Origin of the sequence: Streptomyces sp. NPDC020422, from assembly GCF_044386705.1 — a bacterium.
Classification (GTDB): Bacteria; Actinomycetota; Actinomycetes; order Streptomycetales; family Streptomycetaceae; genus Streptomyces.
This window is the reverse complement of the sequence record NZ_JBIRVJ010000003.1, coordinates 464,893-480,125: the sequence shown is the minus strand read 5'-3', so window position 1 is coordinate 480,125 and position 15,233 is coordinate 464,893. Positions and strand designations below refer to the sequence as shown.

Annotated in this window: 14 protein-coding genes; 2 read left to right on the top strand and 12 right to left on the bottom strand. The window is 73.4% G+C overall.

The window, feature by feature from the left end; all coding sequences use genetic code 11:
- Positions 1 to 162 precede the first annotated feature (162 nt).
- The 8 genes from ligA to ACH414_RS09575 all read right to left on the bottom strand — a co-directional run bounded on the left by ligA (position 163) and on the right by ACH414_RS09575 (position 9,681).
- Positions 163 to 2,340: an NAD-dependent DNA ligase LigA gene (gene ligA, locus ACH414_RS09610; RefSeq protein WP_382538199.1), complete on the bottom strand. Its 2,178-nt coding sequence runs from the start codon at positions 2,338 to 2,340 to the stop codon at positions 163 to 165.
- 41 nt (positions 2,341 to 2,381) lie between these two features.
- The gene (locus tag ACH414_RS09605; RefSeq protein ID WP_382538459.1) at positions 2,382 to 3,404 is read right to left on the bottom strand and encodes a methionine synthase; all 1,023 of its coding nucleotides are present in this window, start codon (positions 3,402 to 3,404) and stop codon (positions 2,382 to 2,384) included.
- A gap of 5 nt (positions 3,405 to 3,409) precedes the next feature.
- Entirely contained in the window at positions 3,410 to 5,455 is a 2,046-nt protein-coding gene (locus ACH414_RS09600) for a tetratricopeptide repeat protein (protein WP_398941387.1), read from the bottom strand.
- A gap of 7 nt (positions 5,456 to 5,462) precedes the next feature.
- On the bottom strand, positions 5,463 to 6,152 hold the full coding sequence (locus ACH414_RS09595; RefSeq protein WP_382538194.1) for an SDR family oxidoreductase: 690 nt from the start codon (positions 6,150 to 6,152) through the stop codon (positions 5,463 to 5,465).
- A 23-nt stretch (positions 6,153 to 6,175) separates the two neighbouring features.
- Positions 6,176 to 6,640 carry a hypothetical protein gene (locus ACH414_RS09590; RefSeq protein WP_398941385.1) on the bottom strand — a complete coding sequence of 155 codons (465 nt, stop codon included), beginning with the start codon at positions 6,638 to 6,640 and terminating at the stop codon, positions 6,176 to 6,178.
- A gap of 95 nt (positions 6,641 to 6,735) precedes the next feature.
- Entirely contained in the window at positions 6,736 to 8,547 is a 1,812-nt protein-coding gene (locus ACH414_RS09585) for an alpha/beta hydrolase (protein WP_398941383.1), read from the bottom strand.
- A complete protein-coding gene (locus tag ACH414_RS09580) occupies positions 8,544 to 8,963 on the bottom strand; it encodes a hypothetical protein (protein ID WP_398941381.1) in 420 nt (139 codons plus the stop codon). Before ACH414_RS09580 ends, ACH414_RS09585 begins: the two co-directional genes overlap by 4 nt.
- A gap of 184 nt (positions 8,964 to 9,147) precedes the next feature.
- Entirely contained in the window at positions 9,148 to 9,681 is a 534-nt protein-coding gene (locus tag ACH414_RS09575; protein WP_382538183.1) for a TIGR00730 family Rossman fold protein, read from the bottom strand.
- Between the two features lie 132 nt (positions 9,682 to 9,813).
- Between ACH414_RS09575 and ACH414_RS09570 the strand changes: the two genes are divergently transcribed.
- Complete coding sequence (locus ACH414_RS09570) at positions 9,814 to 10,350, top strand: alpha/beta fold hydrolase (protein WP_382538180.1); 537 nt, start codon at positions 9,814 to 9,816, stop codon at positions 10,348 to 10,350.
- A 16-nt stretch (positions 10,351 to 10,366) separates the two neighbouring features.
- On the opposite strand, the gene mnmA is transcribed toward ACH414_RS09570, so the two are convergent.
- Complete coding sequence (mnmA, locus tag ACH414_RS09565; RefSeq protein ID WP_382538177.1) at positions 10,367 to 11,497, bottom strand: tRNA 2-thiouridine(34) synthase MnmA; 1,131 nt, start codon at positions 11,495 to 11,497, stop codon at positions 10,367 to 10,369.
- 60 nt (positions 11,498 to 11,557) lie between these two features.
- Between mnmA and ACH414_RS09560 the strand changes: the two genes are divergently transcribed.
- Complete coding sequence (locus tag ACH414_RS09560) at positions 11,558 to 12,247, top strand: N-acetylmuramoyl-L-alanine amidase (protein WP_398941378.1); 690 nt, start codon at positions 11,558 to 11,560, stop codon at positions 12,245 to 12,247.
- On the opposite strand, the gene ACH414_RS09555 is transcribed toward ACH414_RS09560, so the two are convergent.
- The 3 genes from ACH414_RS09555 to ACH414_RS09545 form a co-directional block, all read right to left on the bottom strand.
- Entirely contained in the window at positions 12,240 to 13,403 is a 1,164-nt protein-coding gene (locus ACH414_RS09555) for a cysteine desulfurase family protein (RefSeq protein WP_382538171.1), read from the bottom strand. The genes ACH414_RS09560 and ACH414_RS09555 overlap by 8 nt on opposite strands.
- 94 nt (positions 13,404 to 13,497) lie before the next feature.
- Positions 13,498 to 14,340, bottom strand: coding sequence for a thioesterase family protein (locus ACH414_RS09550; protein ID WP_386569638.1), 843 nt, complete (start codon positions 14,338 to 14,340; stop codon positions 13,498 to 13,500).
- A 23-nt stretch (positions 14,341 to 14,363) separates the two neighbouring features.
- On the bottom strand, positions 14,364 to 15,041 hold the full coding sequence (locus ACH414_RS09545) for a trimeric intracellular cation channel family protein (protein ID WP_382538167.1): 678 nt from the start codon (positions 15,039 to 15,041) through the stop codon (positions 14,364 to 14,366).
- Positions 15,042 to 15,233 lie beyond the last annotated feature (192 nt).

Here is a 15,233-nt window from a genome sequence, read left to right as displayed (position 1 = left end):
TGGGCCCTCACACAGCCGTGTGCGGCGGACGCACGGTCACCACACTAGGCCGCGGAGGGCTTCTACGGGCAGCGCTCTCCATCTCTTGCCCGAATGCGACCCGGCCACCCGTAACGATCTGGTATGCGCCGAACGGGTGAGCTTCCGCGGCCCGTCGGGGGTCTACTCGACGACCGGGAGGGCGACCTCGCGAGCGGCTTCGGGACCCTGTTCGAGCAGGACCGTGAAGCCTTCCTCGTTCAGAACCGGAACCTTCAGCTGCATCGCCTTGTCGTACTTCGAGCCCGGGTTGTCACCGACAACGACAAAGTCGGTCTTCTTCGAAACGGAACCTGTCACCTTCGCTCCACCGGCTTGCAGCGACTCTTTTGCGCCATCCCTGGTGAAGTTCTGCAGGGTGCCCGTCACGACCACCGTCAGACCGTCCAGCGGACGCGGGCCGGTCTCCTCGCCGGCGCCCTCGTCCTCGAAGCTCACCCCGGCCGCCCGCCACTTGCGCACGATCTCCTGGTGCCACTCCTCGGCGAACCACTGCTTCACCGCGGCCGCGATGATCCCGCCGACGCCGTCGACCGCCGCCAGCTCCTCCTCCGTCGCCTGCTCGATCCGCTCCAGGGAGCGGAACTCACGGGCCAGCGCCTCGGCCGCGACCGGGCCGACATGGCGGATCGACAGGCCGTTGATGAAGCGCGCCAGCGGACGCGTCTTGGCCGCGGCGATGTTCTCGAGCATCGCCAGCGCGTTCTTCTTCGGCTCGCCCTTCTGGTTGGCGAAGACCGTGACGATCTTCTCCTCGCCGGTCTTCGGGTCCCGCTTGGGCAGCCCGCTGTCCGGGTCGAGGACATACGCCTTGATCGGCAGCAGCTGCTCGATCGTCAGGTCGAACAGGTCGCCCTCGTCCACCAGCGGCGGCTCGGCCGGCTCCAGCGGACGGGTGAGCGCCGCCGCCGCGACCGCCCCGAAGTTCTCGATGTCCAGGCACTGGCGGCCGGCCAGGAAGAACAGGCGCTCCCGAAGCTGCGCGGGACAGGTCCGCGCGTTGGGGCAGCGCAGATCGATGTCCCCCTCCTTCATCGGCTTCAGCGGGGTGCCGCACTCCGGGCACTCGGCGGGCATCACGAACTCGCGCTCGCTGCCGTCCCGCAGGTCCGCCACCGGGCCCAGGATCTCCGGGATGACGTCGCCGGCCTTGCGCAGCACGACCGTGTCGCCGATCAGCACGCCCTTGGCCTTGACCACCTCCTGGTTGTGCAGGGTGGCGAACTCGACCTCGGAGCCGGCCACCGTCACCGGCTCCACCTGGGCGTACGGCGTGACGCGACCGGTGCGGCCGACACCGACCTTGATGTCGACCAGCTTGGTGTTGACCTCCTCCGGCGCGTACTTCCAGGCGATCGCCCAGCGCGGGGCGCGCGCCGTGGAGCCGAGCCGGCCCTGGAGCGGGATCTCGTCCAGCTTGACGACGACCCCGTCGATCTCGTGCTCCACCGAGTGCCGGTTCTCACCGAAGTACGCGATGAACTCCCGCACCTCGTCGAGCGAGTCGACCACCCGGTTGTGCCGGGCGGTGGGCAGGCCCCACTCGCGCAGCAGCTCGTAGGCGTGCGACAGGCAGTCGATGTCGAAGCCCTCGCGGGCGCCGATGCCGTGCACCACCATGTGCAGCGGCCGGGTCGCCGTCACCTTGGGGTCCTTCTGGCGCAGCGAACCCGCCGCCGCGTTGCGCGGATTGGCGAAGGGCTTGTCGCCGGCCTCCACCAGGCGCGCGTTCAGCCCCTCGAAGGCCTCCATCGGGAAGTAGACCTCGCCGCGGATCTCCACGAAGTCCGGGATGCGCTCGCCGCGCAGCCGGTCCGGGATGTCGGCGATGGTCCGCACGTTCGGCGTGATGTCCTCGCCGGTGCGGCCGTCGCCGCGGGTCGCCGCGCGGGTCAGCCGGCCGTGCTCGTACGTCAGGTTCACGGCCAGGCCGTCGACCTTCAGCTCGCACAGGTAGTGGTAGTCGGAGGTGCCGACGTCCCGGGCGACGCGCTCGGCCCAGGCGGCCAGCTCCTCCTCGTCGAACGCGTTGTCCAGCGAGAGCATCCTCTCGCGGTGCTCCACGGAGGCGAAGTCGGTCTCGTACGACCCCGCGACCTTCTGCGTCGGCGAGTCCGGCGTCCGCAGCTCCGGATACTCCTCCTCCAGGGCCTCGAGGGCCCGCAGGAGCCGGTCGAACTCCGCGTCGCTGACGACCGGCTGGTCCTTCACGTAGTACCGGAAGCGGTGCTCCTCGACCTGCTCCGCCAGCTCGGCGTGCTTCTCCCGCGCCTCGGCGGGGGCCCCCTGCTCGACTGCCACCGTTCCTCGTCCTCCCGATGCCTGAAACCCGGTCGCCCCGGTCACTCTGGGTTGTCCGCGAGCGATCTCGCCGCCCGGGCGCAGTGGGCGAGCGCCTTGCGGGCGTACTCCGGAGAGGCGCCCGCGAGACCGCAGGTGGGGGTGACCACCACGGACTTTGCGAGAGTCCCCGGATTCAGCCCCAGCCTGCGCCACAACGTCCTGACACCCATGACGCTACCGCCCGGGTCTGACAATGCCCCCGAGGCCGGGTCCGTGGACGGCACCACACCGGCGAAGAGCTTCGTGCCGGCCTCCACGGCCTCCCCGATCGGCTCCTCGTCACGCTCGGTGAGAAGCGAGAAGTCGAACGAGACACCCGCGACGCCGGCCCGCCGCAGCAGCCCGAACGGCACCCCGGGAGCGCAGGAGTGGACGATCACCGGCCCGTCGTGGACCGCGATCACGTCCCGCAGCGCGCTCTCCACGACCTGCCGGTCGACGGCCCGGTGGGTGCGGTAGCCGCTGGCGGTGCGGACCTGCCCGAGCAGCACCGCGGTGAGCGACGGCTCGTCGAACTGGAGCACGACCCGGGCGCCGGGCACCCGCCTGCGCACCTCGGCGAGATGTCCGCGCAGCCCCTCGGCGAGCGAGCCGGCGAGGTCCCGGCAGGCCCCCGCGTCGGACAGCGCGGCCTCCCCGCCCCGCAGCTCCAGCGCGGCGGCGAGCGTCCACGGCCCCACCGCCTGCACCTTGAGCGGCCCCTCGTACCCCTGGGTGAACTCCTCCAGGGCGTCGAGGTCCTCCCCCAGCCAGGACCTGGCCCGCCGGGTGTCCCGGCCCGGCCGGTCGCTGATCCGCCAACCGCTGGGCTCCACGTGCGCGTACAGCTCGACGAGCATCCCCGCGGTCCGCCCGATCATGTCCGCGCCGGGCCCGCGGGCGGGCAGCTCCGCGAGGAACGGGAAGTCCTCGAAGGAGCCGGTGACGGTCTTGGCGGCCTCACGCGCGTCGCCGCCGGGCATGGAGCCGACACCGGTCGCGGGGGCCCAGGGGAACGCGTTCTTCTCACTCTTGTCGCTGATCTCGCTCACCGGGGAAGCGTACGTGCCATGTGCTCCAGGGTCGCGCGGGTGGCGGCGGTGACGGGGTGGCCGGGACCGAGGACGCGGGTGCGGGCGTCGAGGACGGCCGTCAGTTCCGGCACGGCGGCCGCGGGGTCGAGACAGGTGGCGAGGTTGAACCGGGCCGCCAGGGTCTGCGGGTGGTCGGCGTCGAGGACCCGCACGCGCGCCGCGAGAACGGCTTCGAGCTCCGGGCGCGCGGCCTCGGGGTCGCCGAGGTCGCGCCGTATGCAGGCCCGGTTCTCGCGGGTGACGAGCACCCGGGGGTCGTCCGGGCCGTACAGCCCGAGCTCCGCGGTGTGCACGGCGTCCAGCTCGGCCAGCGCCTCCTCGTACCGCCCGAGCATCGACAGGGTGACGGCGAGGTTGTGCCGGGTGGCCAGGGTCATCGCGTGCGCCTCCCCGAAGAGCCCGACGCGCAGGGCCAGCACCTCCGCGTTCTCGACGGCGGCCCGTTCGTAGTCCTGGGCCATCTGCAGGGCGTTGGCGTACTCGTTCCGGACCATGAGGGTCAGCGCGTCGTCCGCGCCCTCGGCCCGTACGCACTCCCGCGTGAGCGCCTCCAGCAGCGGCAGTGCCTCCTCGACCCGGCCCTCGACCAGCAGACCGCGCGCATGCCCCATCCGGGCCATCCTGGCCAGCGGGTGGTGCTCCGTCAGGGCGGCGACGGCACGGTCCCGTACGGCACGGCCCGCCGCGGCCGCCTCGCGCACCAGGCCCAGCACGTCCAGCACGTGGACCGCGGACACGGCCGCCTTCCACGCGCGCTCCGGGACGTCGCGGCCGAGGTCGTCGAGCAGGTGCGGGACGAGCAGCGGCCACAGCGGGTCCCGGTCCTCCGGGTCGCCCAGCTCCCCCACGAGCCGCGCCGACAGCCGCTCGCGTTCCCCCCGGTACGCGTCCCGGACCAGCGGATGCAGCGACACCACCGGCTCCCCGTCCGTGCCGAGGGCCGCCAGCCCCAGCCGGTCCAGCGCCTGGAGGCAGCTCCACAGCTCGCCGGGCGGGATGTCGACCCGCCCGGCCGCGAAGACCCGCAGCGGTACGGGCGCGTCGGCGAACCCGGCGAGCAGCCGGAGCAGCGTCTCGGCGTGCCCGTGCCCCCGGTCCCGCAGCAGCCGCAGGGACATCGCCCAGATCCGGGCGAGGGTGCCGTCGCCGTCCACCGTCACGTCCCCGGCGCCGAGGGCGGCGAGATAGGCGGCGTACGTGGCGGGCTCACCGGGCGCCCGGAGGAAGGCGGGGCGTTCGACGACGGAGGCGAGGTAGCGCCCGGCGCTGTCCAGGGCGAGCGGGAGCCCGCCGAGCCGTACGGCGAGCAGCTCGGCGTCCGCCGACGGCCCGGCCCCGGTGGTCGCCCGGTCGACGAGGACGCGACCGCCCTGGTCCCCCGGCAGGACCCCGAGCGGGTGCAGGACGGGCCCGGCACCCCAGGCACCGAGGTCCCCGTCGCGCGTGGTGACGAGCACGAGCCCCCCGCTCCCGGGCGCCGTGCGCACCCAGCCCGTACCGGCGGCGAGGGAGCCGGGCCCGTCCAGGAGGCCGAGGTCGTCGGCGTTGTCGAGAACGAGCAGCCACCGCCCGGGGAGCCGGGCGAGCCGCTCCCACAGCAGGTCGGCGGTCTGCCCCGAGGCCAGCTCCTCCTCCCCGAGGCCCAGCCGGCGGGCGACGGCCCGCATCCCGCCGGCGAGCCGGCCGCCGTCCTGGGCGGCGACCCACCACACCGGCGCGCCCTGGGCCGCGAAGGAGCCGGCGACCTCCAGGGCGAGACTGGTCTTGCCGACGCCCCCGAGCCCGTACAGCACATGGGTGCCGGAGGCGCCGAGGAGCAGGGCGAGCAGCGCGTCGCGCCCGCGCAGGGGCGCCCCGCGCCGGCCGAACGGCGGGGCGACGGTCACCTCGTCGGCCGGCGGCGGGGCCTGCCGGACGACGAGGTGCTCGATGTGTCCGGCCTGCACGACGGTGCCGTGGGTGCCGCCCGTGATGACGTTGCCGCCCGCCCCCGTGGTCATCGCCGCGTCAGGACCCCGGCCGCACCGACAGGTCGTTGACCTCGGCGTCGCGCGGCAGGTCGATCGCCATGACGATGGTCGTGGCCACCGACTCCGGGTCGATCCACTTCTCCGGGTCGTACGCCTTGCCCTCCTGCTGGTGCACCTTCGCCTGCATGGGGCTGGCCGTCCGCCCCGGGTACACCGAGGTGACCCGCACCCCGTTGCCGTGCTCCTCGTGCCGCAGCGAGTCGGCGAGCGCCTTCAGACCGTGCTTGGAGGCCGCGTAGGCGCTCCACTCGGCGTGCGCGTTGAGCCCGGCACCCGAGTTCACGAAGACGACGTGCCCCTTGGTGACCCGCAGTTGGGGCAGGAAGTGCCGGGTCAGTTCGGCGGGGGCGACCAGGTTGACGTTGAGCTGGTGGTGCCAGGTCTTCGGGGTGAGGTCACCGACCGGCCCGAGGTCGACGACGCCCGCGACGTGCAGCAGGCTGTCGACCCGGTCGGGCAGGCTCTGGTGCGAGAACGCCCACGACAGCCGGTCAGGGTCCGCCAGGTCCCCGACGAGCGTCCGCGCCCCCGGAAACTCCCCCGCCAGCTCCTTCGCCCGCCCGGCGTCCCGCGCGAGCAGCACAAGCTCGTCCCCGCGCGCGTGCAGCCGCCGCGCGACGGCGGCCCCGATGCCGGAGCCCGCTCCGGTGATCACATGAGTAGCCATGGGGACCATGCTCGCATCTGTGGTCAGGGGGTGGGGGTGGGAGTGGTGGCGGACCAGAAGTCGGAGTGGACGTGGGGGGTGGGGATCTTTCCGTAGGGGTAGGCGGGGCCGTTGGGCCGGGAGGCCGGATCGGCGACCTCGGAGTGCGCGACGCACGGGGTGGTGAGATCGAAGAACGCCTGGCCCTTGTAGCCGATCGTGAGGTCGAACTCGAAACCGTCCGCGCTCCTGGCGAAGACCGAGGGCATCTCGCGGTCCCGGTTGACGCCGGTGATCTCGTAACCGCTCTTCTTCCAGAAGCGCTCGACCACGCCGAGGAAGTTCCCCCGGCGCTGTTCGGAGATGACGGTCGTCACGACACGACGCCGCGTCACCGTGCAGCTTCCGCTGGTCCACGTGTCGTGGGCCCACTGGACCCCGGGCACGACGGCACCCAGCGTGTCGTCCAGGATCGCGTCCGCCCGCTCCGCCGCCTCCTGCATGTTCATGTCCGACCTCGCTCCTCGCTGCCCTGCACACCCCGCGAGCACCGCGCCCGCCAGGATGACGGGGACGGCGATCCGTGCCGTCCGCCCCAGTCGCCTCATCGGTGTTCCTCCGTGGTGATCCGCTCGGATCGCCCGGCGACGATCCTGGCGATGTTGTTGGCCGACTCCGGGTCGAGTTCGGGCGTGAAGTACTGGGAGTGGGCGTCGGTGAGCCCCAGTTCCAGAAGCATCCGGGGCCCGTCGTCGACCTTGAACCGGCGGGCCCCGAACGCCTCGCTCGCCGGGTCCTTGCCGAACCACACGTCGTCGTCGCCCCGGTCGAGGAGGTCGCGGCCGAGCAGGATCCCCGTCGGCCCTCCGAACAGGCTGCCGACCAGTGCCTCGTCCTTCGACGGGAGATGGGTGACCAGGTCGTGGTCCGCGGCGCCGACGAACACGTGCTCCTTGGCCACACCGAGGTCCTGCGCCCTGTCCACACCCACACCGGGGCTCCCGAGCAGGATGACATCGTCCGCACCCGGGATCCCGCCCGCCTGCCTGGCCGCCGTGCCCACGGTGAGCGAACCGTAGGAGTGGCCGATGGCGGTCAGGTGCGGGTCCTGGTTCTGGTTCGTGGCCCCCAGACCTGCCATGAACTCGTTGTACGCAGGCGCGCCCCGTTCCGCGTCACCCTTCAGCCCGACCGTGGCGAATCCCGGCGCGTCGTAGCCGAGCCAGACGATCGCGGAACTGGACGGGTCGAAGCGGCGAGCGCCTCTGGCCGTGTCCTGCGCCCGCTTCATCGTGTCCGTCACGAACTCGCCGTCGAGCTTGGTGCCCAGGCCCGGTACGTACGCCGAGACGTTCTTCGACGTGTCCGGGTTGCCGTACGCGACGATCGCGCGCCCGTTGCCCTCGTCGCCGATGCCGAGCAGGAACATCGGCGGGTCGCTCGGCTTGTTCAGCGTGTCCTGGATCATGCGGAGGGCGTCGAGCTTGGTCTGTGCGTCATCGCCGCCCCGGCGCCGCAGTTCGTCCATCAGGATGGGCAGGTAGGTGCGGTTGGCCTCGTCGCGGGCGACGGCGGGGATGCCGTCCAGGCCGCCGACCAGGTCGGGAGCGATCTCCAGGTACTCGCGGCGCTGTTCGTCGGTCAGGCCGTCCCACCACCGCTTGCGCTCGGCGGGGCTCTTGCCGTCGGGGACGTCCTCTCCGAGGTACCTGCCGGCCTGGCCGCGGACGTCCGCGGTGTCCCGGGTGACGTCCCTCAGGGTGGCCTCGGTGACGTCGAGGCCCTTCTCCGCCTTCAGGCCGTCGAGGGTCCTCGCGTACCGGGCGTCGATCTCCCGCGCGGACCGGACGGCCCGGGCGATGCGGTCGGCCACGTCCTGCGCCTTCGCCGCGTTCGGGTTGAGCGGGGTGAAGCCGTCGTAGCCCGGGTAGAGCGGCGACCGCCCGCCGGCGCCGAGGCCGGGCGGTTCCAGCCGGAGGCGGGAACTGCCGCGGGCGCTGCTGCCGGGGGCCCGCTTCGTCGCGCCGGTCAGGTCCTCGACGTCGACGGCCGGGTAGCTCACGGAACCGTCCTCGTGGACGGTGAAGTTCAGCGCGGCGGCGTCCGCGAGGGCCTGCTTCAGCCGGTTATGCGGCTCGGCCAGGTCGGCGGCGAGGCCGTTGAGGGCGGTGCGGACGAGCCCGCTCTCGGTGTGGACGTACCGGAAGTTGCGGCCGAGCCGCCGCAGCCGGCCCAGTGCGGCCTCGGCGGACTCGCTCTTCTGGGTCTCCCGCAGCCTCGCGGACATGGCGCGCTCGACCCGCACCCCGTCGGAGTCCGAGCGGCCGGACACCTGGTGCCAGGCGTCACCCGCCTCCTGGAACTCGGACAGCTTGAGGTCCCTGAGCTGCTGCCAGGTGAGGGAGGCTCCGGTCATCGCCGCGCCTCCTGCGGCTTCCCGCCGGCCGCGGCGAAGGCGTTCCTGATCGCGGTCTCGGTCTCCCCCATCTCCTTGGCGACGGAGAGCAGCGGGCCCCGCAGCGCCTCGCACTCGTCGCGGATCGCGGCCAGGCGCTCCTCCCAGGACGTCCGCACGGCGGCGAGCGCGGCGACGGAGGCCAGACCCGCACCGCCCGCCGTCAGCCCCTCGTGGCCCGGCCCGAGCGCGGCGCGGCTCGTCTCCGCACTGGTGCGGAGCTCTCCGGCGGTGGTGGAGGCGCCGGTCCACGGTCCGCCGCTGTGCCGGAGGTCTCCGTCGCCGGCAGCGGGTCCGGGTGCCGTGGAGGCGAGGGTCATCCGGGCGTCGGGGTCGTCATGCCCGAAGAGTTCCTGCCAGCGCTCCGAGTGAGCCATGTCCCCCGCCTTCCTTCAGGCGCCGTCGGCCCGGCGCGTCCCGAGGCTAACCGGCGGCGTGCGGGTCCACACGGCCGCGCCGCACATCGGTCCCGAAAAGGGTGCCGATGCCATAACAGCCCCGCCGCCAGGGCACAAGAGCGCTCCGGCTCAGCTGCCGTGCCTCCCGTGGCCGTTCGGGAACTCAGGCCGACCGGGACTCCAGATACGCCAGCGCCGCCGCCCCGTCCTCCGCGAAGAAGGCCAGTTCGGTCAGGGGGATCGGGAGGAAGCCCTCCTCCTCCATGCGGCGGAACTGGGTCTTGAGGCCGTCGTAGAAGCCGGCGGTGTTGAGGAGGACGACCGGCTTGGTGTGCTTGCCGTGCTTCTTCAGTTCCAGGATCTCGGTGGCCTCGTCGAGGGTGCCCGTGCCGCCGACCATGACGACGATCGCGTCGGACTTGGCGAGGAGCAGCGCCTTGCGCTCGGCGAGGTCCTTGGTGATGACCATCTCGTCGGCGACCGGGCGGGCCTTGTGGGCGAGGAAGTCGACCGAGACGCCGACCAGGCGGCCGCCCGCCTCCTCGACGCCGTCCGCGACGACCTTCATCAGGCCCGTGTCGGAGCCGCCCCAGACCAGGGTGTGGCCCGCCTTGCCCAGGAGGGTGGCGAAGTCGCGGGCGGGGGTCGTGTAGCGGTCGTCGAGGTCGGCGGCGGAGAGGAAGACGCAGATGTTCATGGGTTTCACGGTAGGCGGTGGGTCGGACGGCGGGGAGGCGGGGACTGGCGGCGGGAGGGCGGGGCGGGGGCTTTCCGGGGAAGTTCGCTTCGGGAGCGATGAGTTCTGTGGGGCCGCCCGGTCTGTCTTCTCATGGACTCGGTGAACATCACGGCGCAGGACGGGACGCGGATCGCGTGCGAGCGGTACGGGGAGGGGCCGCCGGTGATTCTGGTGGGGGCGGCGGCGGGCGAGCGGGCGCTGGCCGGGCTGCTGGCGCGGCGGTTCTCGGTCGTGCTCTACCGGCGGCGCGGCGGCGCGGGCGCGGTGGAGCGGGAGATCGGCGACCTCGCGCTGCTCCTGGAGGCCGTCGGCGGGGGCGCGGCCGTGCACGGGACGGCGGACGGCGCGGGTCTGGCGCTCGCCGCCGCGGCCGCGGGGGTGCCGGTGGGTGCGGTGTCGGTGTACGAGCCGCCGTACGCCGACGGGCTCGGCCGCGTGCACGCGCGGGTCCTCGTCGTCGACGGCGGCTCCAGCCCCGCCGGGACGCGCCGGGCGGCCCGTACGGTCGCCGCGGCCGTCCCGCGCGGGCGGCACCGCACCCTGACGGGGCAGACGCACGAGGTGGCGCCCCATGTGCTGGCACCGGTCCTGGAGCAGTTCCTCGACGAGGAAGTGGCCGGTGGGTGAGGGCGGGGGCGGGGGGTCAGGCGGGCTGGGTCGCCTTGCGGCGCACCGTCGTCGCGATCGTCGCCGAGCCGACCACCCGGGTGTCGTCGTAGAGGACGATCGCCTGGCCGGGGGCGACGCCGCGGACCGGCTCGTCGAAGGTGACCCGCAGCTCGCCGTCGGTGAGCTCCGCGCTCACGGGCGTCTCGCCGCCGTGGGCGCGGAGCTGGGCCGTGTAGCGGCCGGGGCCCTCGGGGGCGGTGCCGCACCAGCGGGGCTTGATCGCGGTGAGGGCGGTGACGTCGAGGGCCTCGGCGGGGCCGACGGTGACCGTGTTGTTCACCGGCGAGATGTCGAGGACGTAGCGCGGCTTGCCGTCCGGCGCCGGGTGCCCGATGCGCAGGCCCTTGCGCTGGCCGATGGTGAAGCCGTACGCGCCCTCGTGGCTGCCGATCTTGGTGCCGGACTCGTCGACGATGTCGCCCTCCGCCTTGCCCAGGCGGGTCGCGAGGAAGCCCTGGGTGTCGCCGTCGGCGATGAAGCAGATGTCGTGGCTGTCGGGCTTCTTGGCGACGGCGAGACCGCGTCGCTCCGCCTCCGCGCGGATCTCGTCCTTGGTGGTCAGGGTGTCGCCGAGCGGGAACATCGCGTGGGCGAGCTGCTTCTCGTCGAGGACGCCCAGGACGTACGACTGGTCCTTGGCCATGTCGGAGGCCCGGTGCAGCTCGCGGGTGCCGTCCTCGTTCACCAGGACGGTCGCGTAGTGGCCGGTGCAGACGGCGTCGAAGCCGAGGGCGAGCGCCTTGTCGAGCAGCGCCGCGAACTTGATCTTCTCGTTGCAGCGCAGGCAGGGGTTGGGCGTGCGGCCCGCCTCGTACTCGGCGACGAAGTCGTCCACGACGTCCTCGCGGAACCGCTCGGCGAGGTCCCACACGTAGAACGGGATCCCGATCACGTCCGCCGCGCGCCGGGCGTCCCGCGAGTCCTCGATCGTGCAACAGCCCCGCGCGCCGGTACGGAAGGACTGCGGGTTCGCGGACAGGGCGAGGTGCACTCCGGTGACGTCGTGGCCGGCCTCGGCGGCGCGGGCGGCGGCGACGGCGGAGTCGACCCCGCCGGACATGGCGGCGAGGACACGGAGGGGGCGCTGCGGCGGGGTCTGAGTCATAGCCCTACCAGGGTACGGGGCCGGGGAACCGTGGTCGCCTGAGTTGACGTTCTCGCTGGTATGGGGAACACGGGGAACAGGGGCGGCGGGAAGAAGGCCACGGCCGGGCCGGGGCGGCGGGCCTTCCTGGTCGGCGGTGGGGTCGCCGTGGTCGGCACCGCCGTGCTGGCCCGGGACGAGCTGGCGCGTCTGTGGTGGCGGCTGCCGGGGACGGAGCGGAAGCGGACCGAGGGCGAGCTGGACCACAAGGGCGCGGAGTGGACCGCGGCGTCCCGGGCGAACTGGCGGCGGGCGGACCGGCCGGACGACTACGTCGTCGACCGGGTCGTGATCCATGTGGTGCAGGGCAGCTACGCCTCCGCGCTGAAGGTCTTCAAGGACCCCGGGCACGAGGCCGCCGCGCACTACGTGGTGCGCAAGGACGGGCACGTCGCGCAGATGGTCCGGGAGCTCGACGTCGCCTTCCACGCGGGCGACCGCGATATGAACGAGCGCAGCGTCGGCATCGAGCACGAGGGCTTCGTGGACCGGCCGCAGGACTTCACGGCGGCGATGTACGCGGCCTCGGCGCGGCTGACGGCCGACATCTGCGCACGGTACGGGATACCCGTGGACCGGGAGCACATCATCGGGCACGTCGAGGTGCCGGGGACCGACCACACCGATCCGGGCCCGCACTGGGACTGGGAGCGGTACCTGGGGCTGGTACGCGAGGAGCGCGCCCGGCTGGGGGGCGGGAGGGTCAGCTGAGGCCGGCGGTCCGCGCGCGCTCCACCGCCGGGCCGATCGCCTCGGCCACCGCCGTCACGTCCTCCTTCGTGGAGGTGTGGCCGAGGGTGAAGCGCAGGGTGCCGCGGGCCAGGTCCGGGTCGGTGCCGGTGGCCAGCAGGACGTGGCTGGGCTGGGCGATGCCCGCGGTGCAGGCGGAGCCGGTGGAGCACTCGATGCCGGCGGCGTCGAGGAGCAGCAGGAGGGAGTCGCCCTCGCAGCCGGGGAAGGTGAAGTGGGCGTTGGCGGGGAGCCGGTCGACCGGGTCGCCGCCCAGGATCGCGTCGGGGATCGCCGTACGGACGGCGGAGACGAGCTCGTCGCGCAGGGCGCCGACGGTGCCGGCGAACTCCTCGCGGCCCTCGGCGGCGAGGCGGCCGGCTACGGCGAAGGCGGCGATGGCGGGCACGTCGAGGGTGCCGGAGCGGACGTGCCGCTCCTGGCCTCCGCCGTGGAGGACGGGGACGGGGGTGTACTCGCGGCCCAGGAGGAGGGCGCCGATGCCGTAGGGGCCGCCGATCTTGTGGCCGGAGACGGTCATGGCGGCGAGGCCGGAGTCGGCGAAGTCGACCGGAACCTGACCGAAGGCCTGGACGGCGTCGGCGTGCAGGGGCACGTCGAACTCGGCCGCGACGGCCGAGAGTTCGCGGACCGGCATGATCGTGCCGATCTCGTTGTTCGCCCACATCACGGTGGCGAGGGCGACGGAGCCGGGGTCGCGGGCGATGGCCTCGCGCAGGGCCTCGGGGTGGACCCGGCCGTAGCGGTCGACCGGCAGGTACTCGACGGTGGCGCCCTCGTGGGTGGCGAGCCAGTCGACGGCGTCGAGCACGGCGTGGTGCTCGACGGGGCTGGCCAGCACCCTGGTGCGGCGCGGGTCGGCGGCGCGCCGGGCCCAGTAGAGGCCCTTGACGGCGAGGTTGTCGGCCTCGGTGCCGCCGGAGGTGAAGACGACCTCGCTGGGGCGGGCCCCGAGCGCGCTCGCGAGGGTCTCCCGGGCCTCCTCGACGGTCCGCCGGGCGCGCCGGCCGGCGGCGTGCAGCGAGGAGGCGTTGCCCGTGACGGCGAGCTGGGCGGTCATCGCCTCGATCGCCTCGGGGAGCATGGGCGTGGTCGCCGCGTGGTCGAGGTAAGCCATGGTGGGTCGATTCTACGAGGCCGGGGCGGCGGCTCCGCAGTGTGGCCCGAATACGCCGTGGCGCTTCGGGCCACCTGCCCGTGGCCGGGGCCCGTCAGCTCCGCGGGGCGCGGGCCAGCTGGCGGGACTGCGCCACCAGGCGGTCGGCGGAGTCCCAGACCTCGGCGTCCTCCTCCAGGAAGCCGCCCGCGAGGTTGCGGGTGGTGATGGAGACGCGCAGCGGGCCGGGGGCCGGGCGGCAGCGGATGTGGGTGGTGAGCTCGACGGTCGGGGTCCAGCCCTTGAGGCCCAGCTCGAAGGAGGTCGGCGGGAGCGCGTCGACCGTGAGGAGCAGGGAGAACGGGTCGGGCTCGTGGCCGTCGGCCAGGCCGAACCAGGCGCGCATCTCGCCCTTGCCCGAGGGTGCGCCGACCGCCCAGCCGACGCAGGCCGGGTCGAGCCGCAGGTCGAGGCGTTCGGTGATCGCCGACGAGCCGGGGATCTGCGGGGTCGGGCCGTCCGAGGCGCTGAAGCACCGCTCGATCGGGGCGATCTCCGGCGGGGTCGCGGTGGTGCGGACCTCGTCGGGGAGGGCGTCCAGGTCGCCGTACGAGGCGAGCACGCGGATCCGCTCGACCTCGGTGCCGTCCTCGGCGTACTGGAAGAGGGAGGCCTGGCCGGTGGAGAGGGTGCGGCCGGTGCGGACCGTCTCCGTGCGGATGACCGCCGGGCCCGGCACGGAGGGCGTGAGGTAGTGCGCCGAGATGGTGAACGGGTCCGGGTGCGGCAGGTGGTCGCCGAGCGCGCGGCCGAGGAGGGCGAGGAGGTAGCCGCCGTTGACCGCGTGGATGATCGTCCAGCCCGCGGAGAGCTCGGCGTCGTAGACACCGGGGGCGCGGAGGGTGACGGCGGTGTCGCGGTCGAACTCGCTCGCCGTCTCGATGCTGCTCGTACTCATGGCGGCGACCGTACAGGATTTAGCTACTGAGCGGTAGCTTTTTCGGGTTCCTCGCGGGCCGAGGATCGCCGGTTCCAGGCGCGGGGCGCCCGCCAGTGGTAGCGCATCGCGAGCAGCCGCAGCGTGAAGGCGGTGAGGACGGCGGCGCCGCTGGTGTAGGCGTTGAGCACGTCGAAGCGGATGCAGAGCACGACCATCGTGGCGCCCACGATCGCCGGCACGGCGTACAGGTCGCGGTCCCAGCGCAGCAGGGAGGGGACCTCGTTCGCCAGCACGTCGCGCAGCACACCGCCGCCGACGGCCGTCGCCAGACCGAGCGCCGCGGAGGAGGTCAGGCCGAGACCGTAGTCGTACGCCTTGGTGGTGCCGGTGACGCAGAAGAGGCCCAGGCCCGCCGCGTCGAAGACGTTGACCGCGGTCTGGGTGCGCTCCACCTCCGGGTGGAGGAAGAAGACCAGGACGGTCGCGACCAGCGGCATCAGGAAGTAGCCGAGGTCCGTGAAGGCGGCCGGCGGCACCGCGCCGATGATCAGGTCGCGGACGATACCGCCGCCGAGCGCCGTGGCCTCGGCGAGTACGGCGATGCCGAAGACGTCGAAGTTCTTGCGTACGGCGAGGAGCGCGCCGGAGATCGCGAAGACGAAGATGCCGACGAGGTCCAGTGCGTGTTGGACGGAGGGGTTGAACAGATCGTGGAGCACCGGGCAATTGTGCCGGTTGTTCCCGTGGGGGCCGTGCCAGGCGTGGGCGGGACGGGGGGGACTTCCCCCACCCCGCCCCTCCCCTCCCCGAAACCCTGACGGGACCCGGGGGCTCCGCCCCGAGCCCCCGACGCCCGGCAGCCGCGCGCCGCCCGGCGCCCGCCCGCGACGCCGCGAGGCCCCCACCGCCGG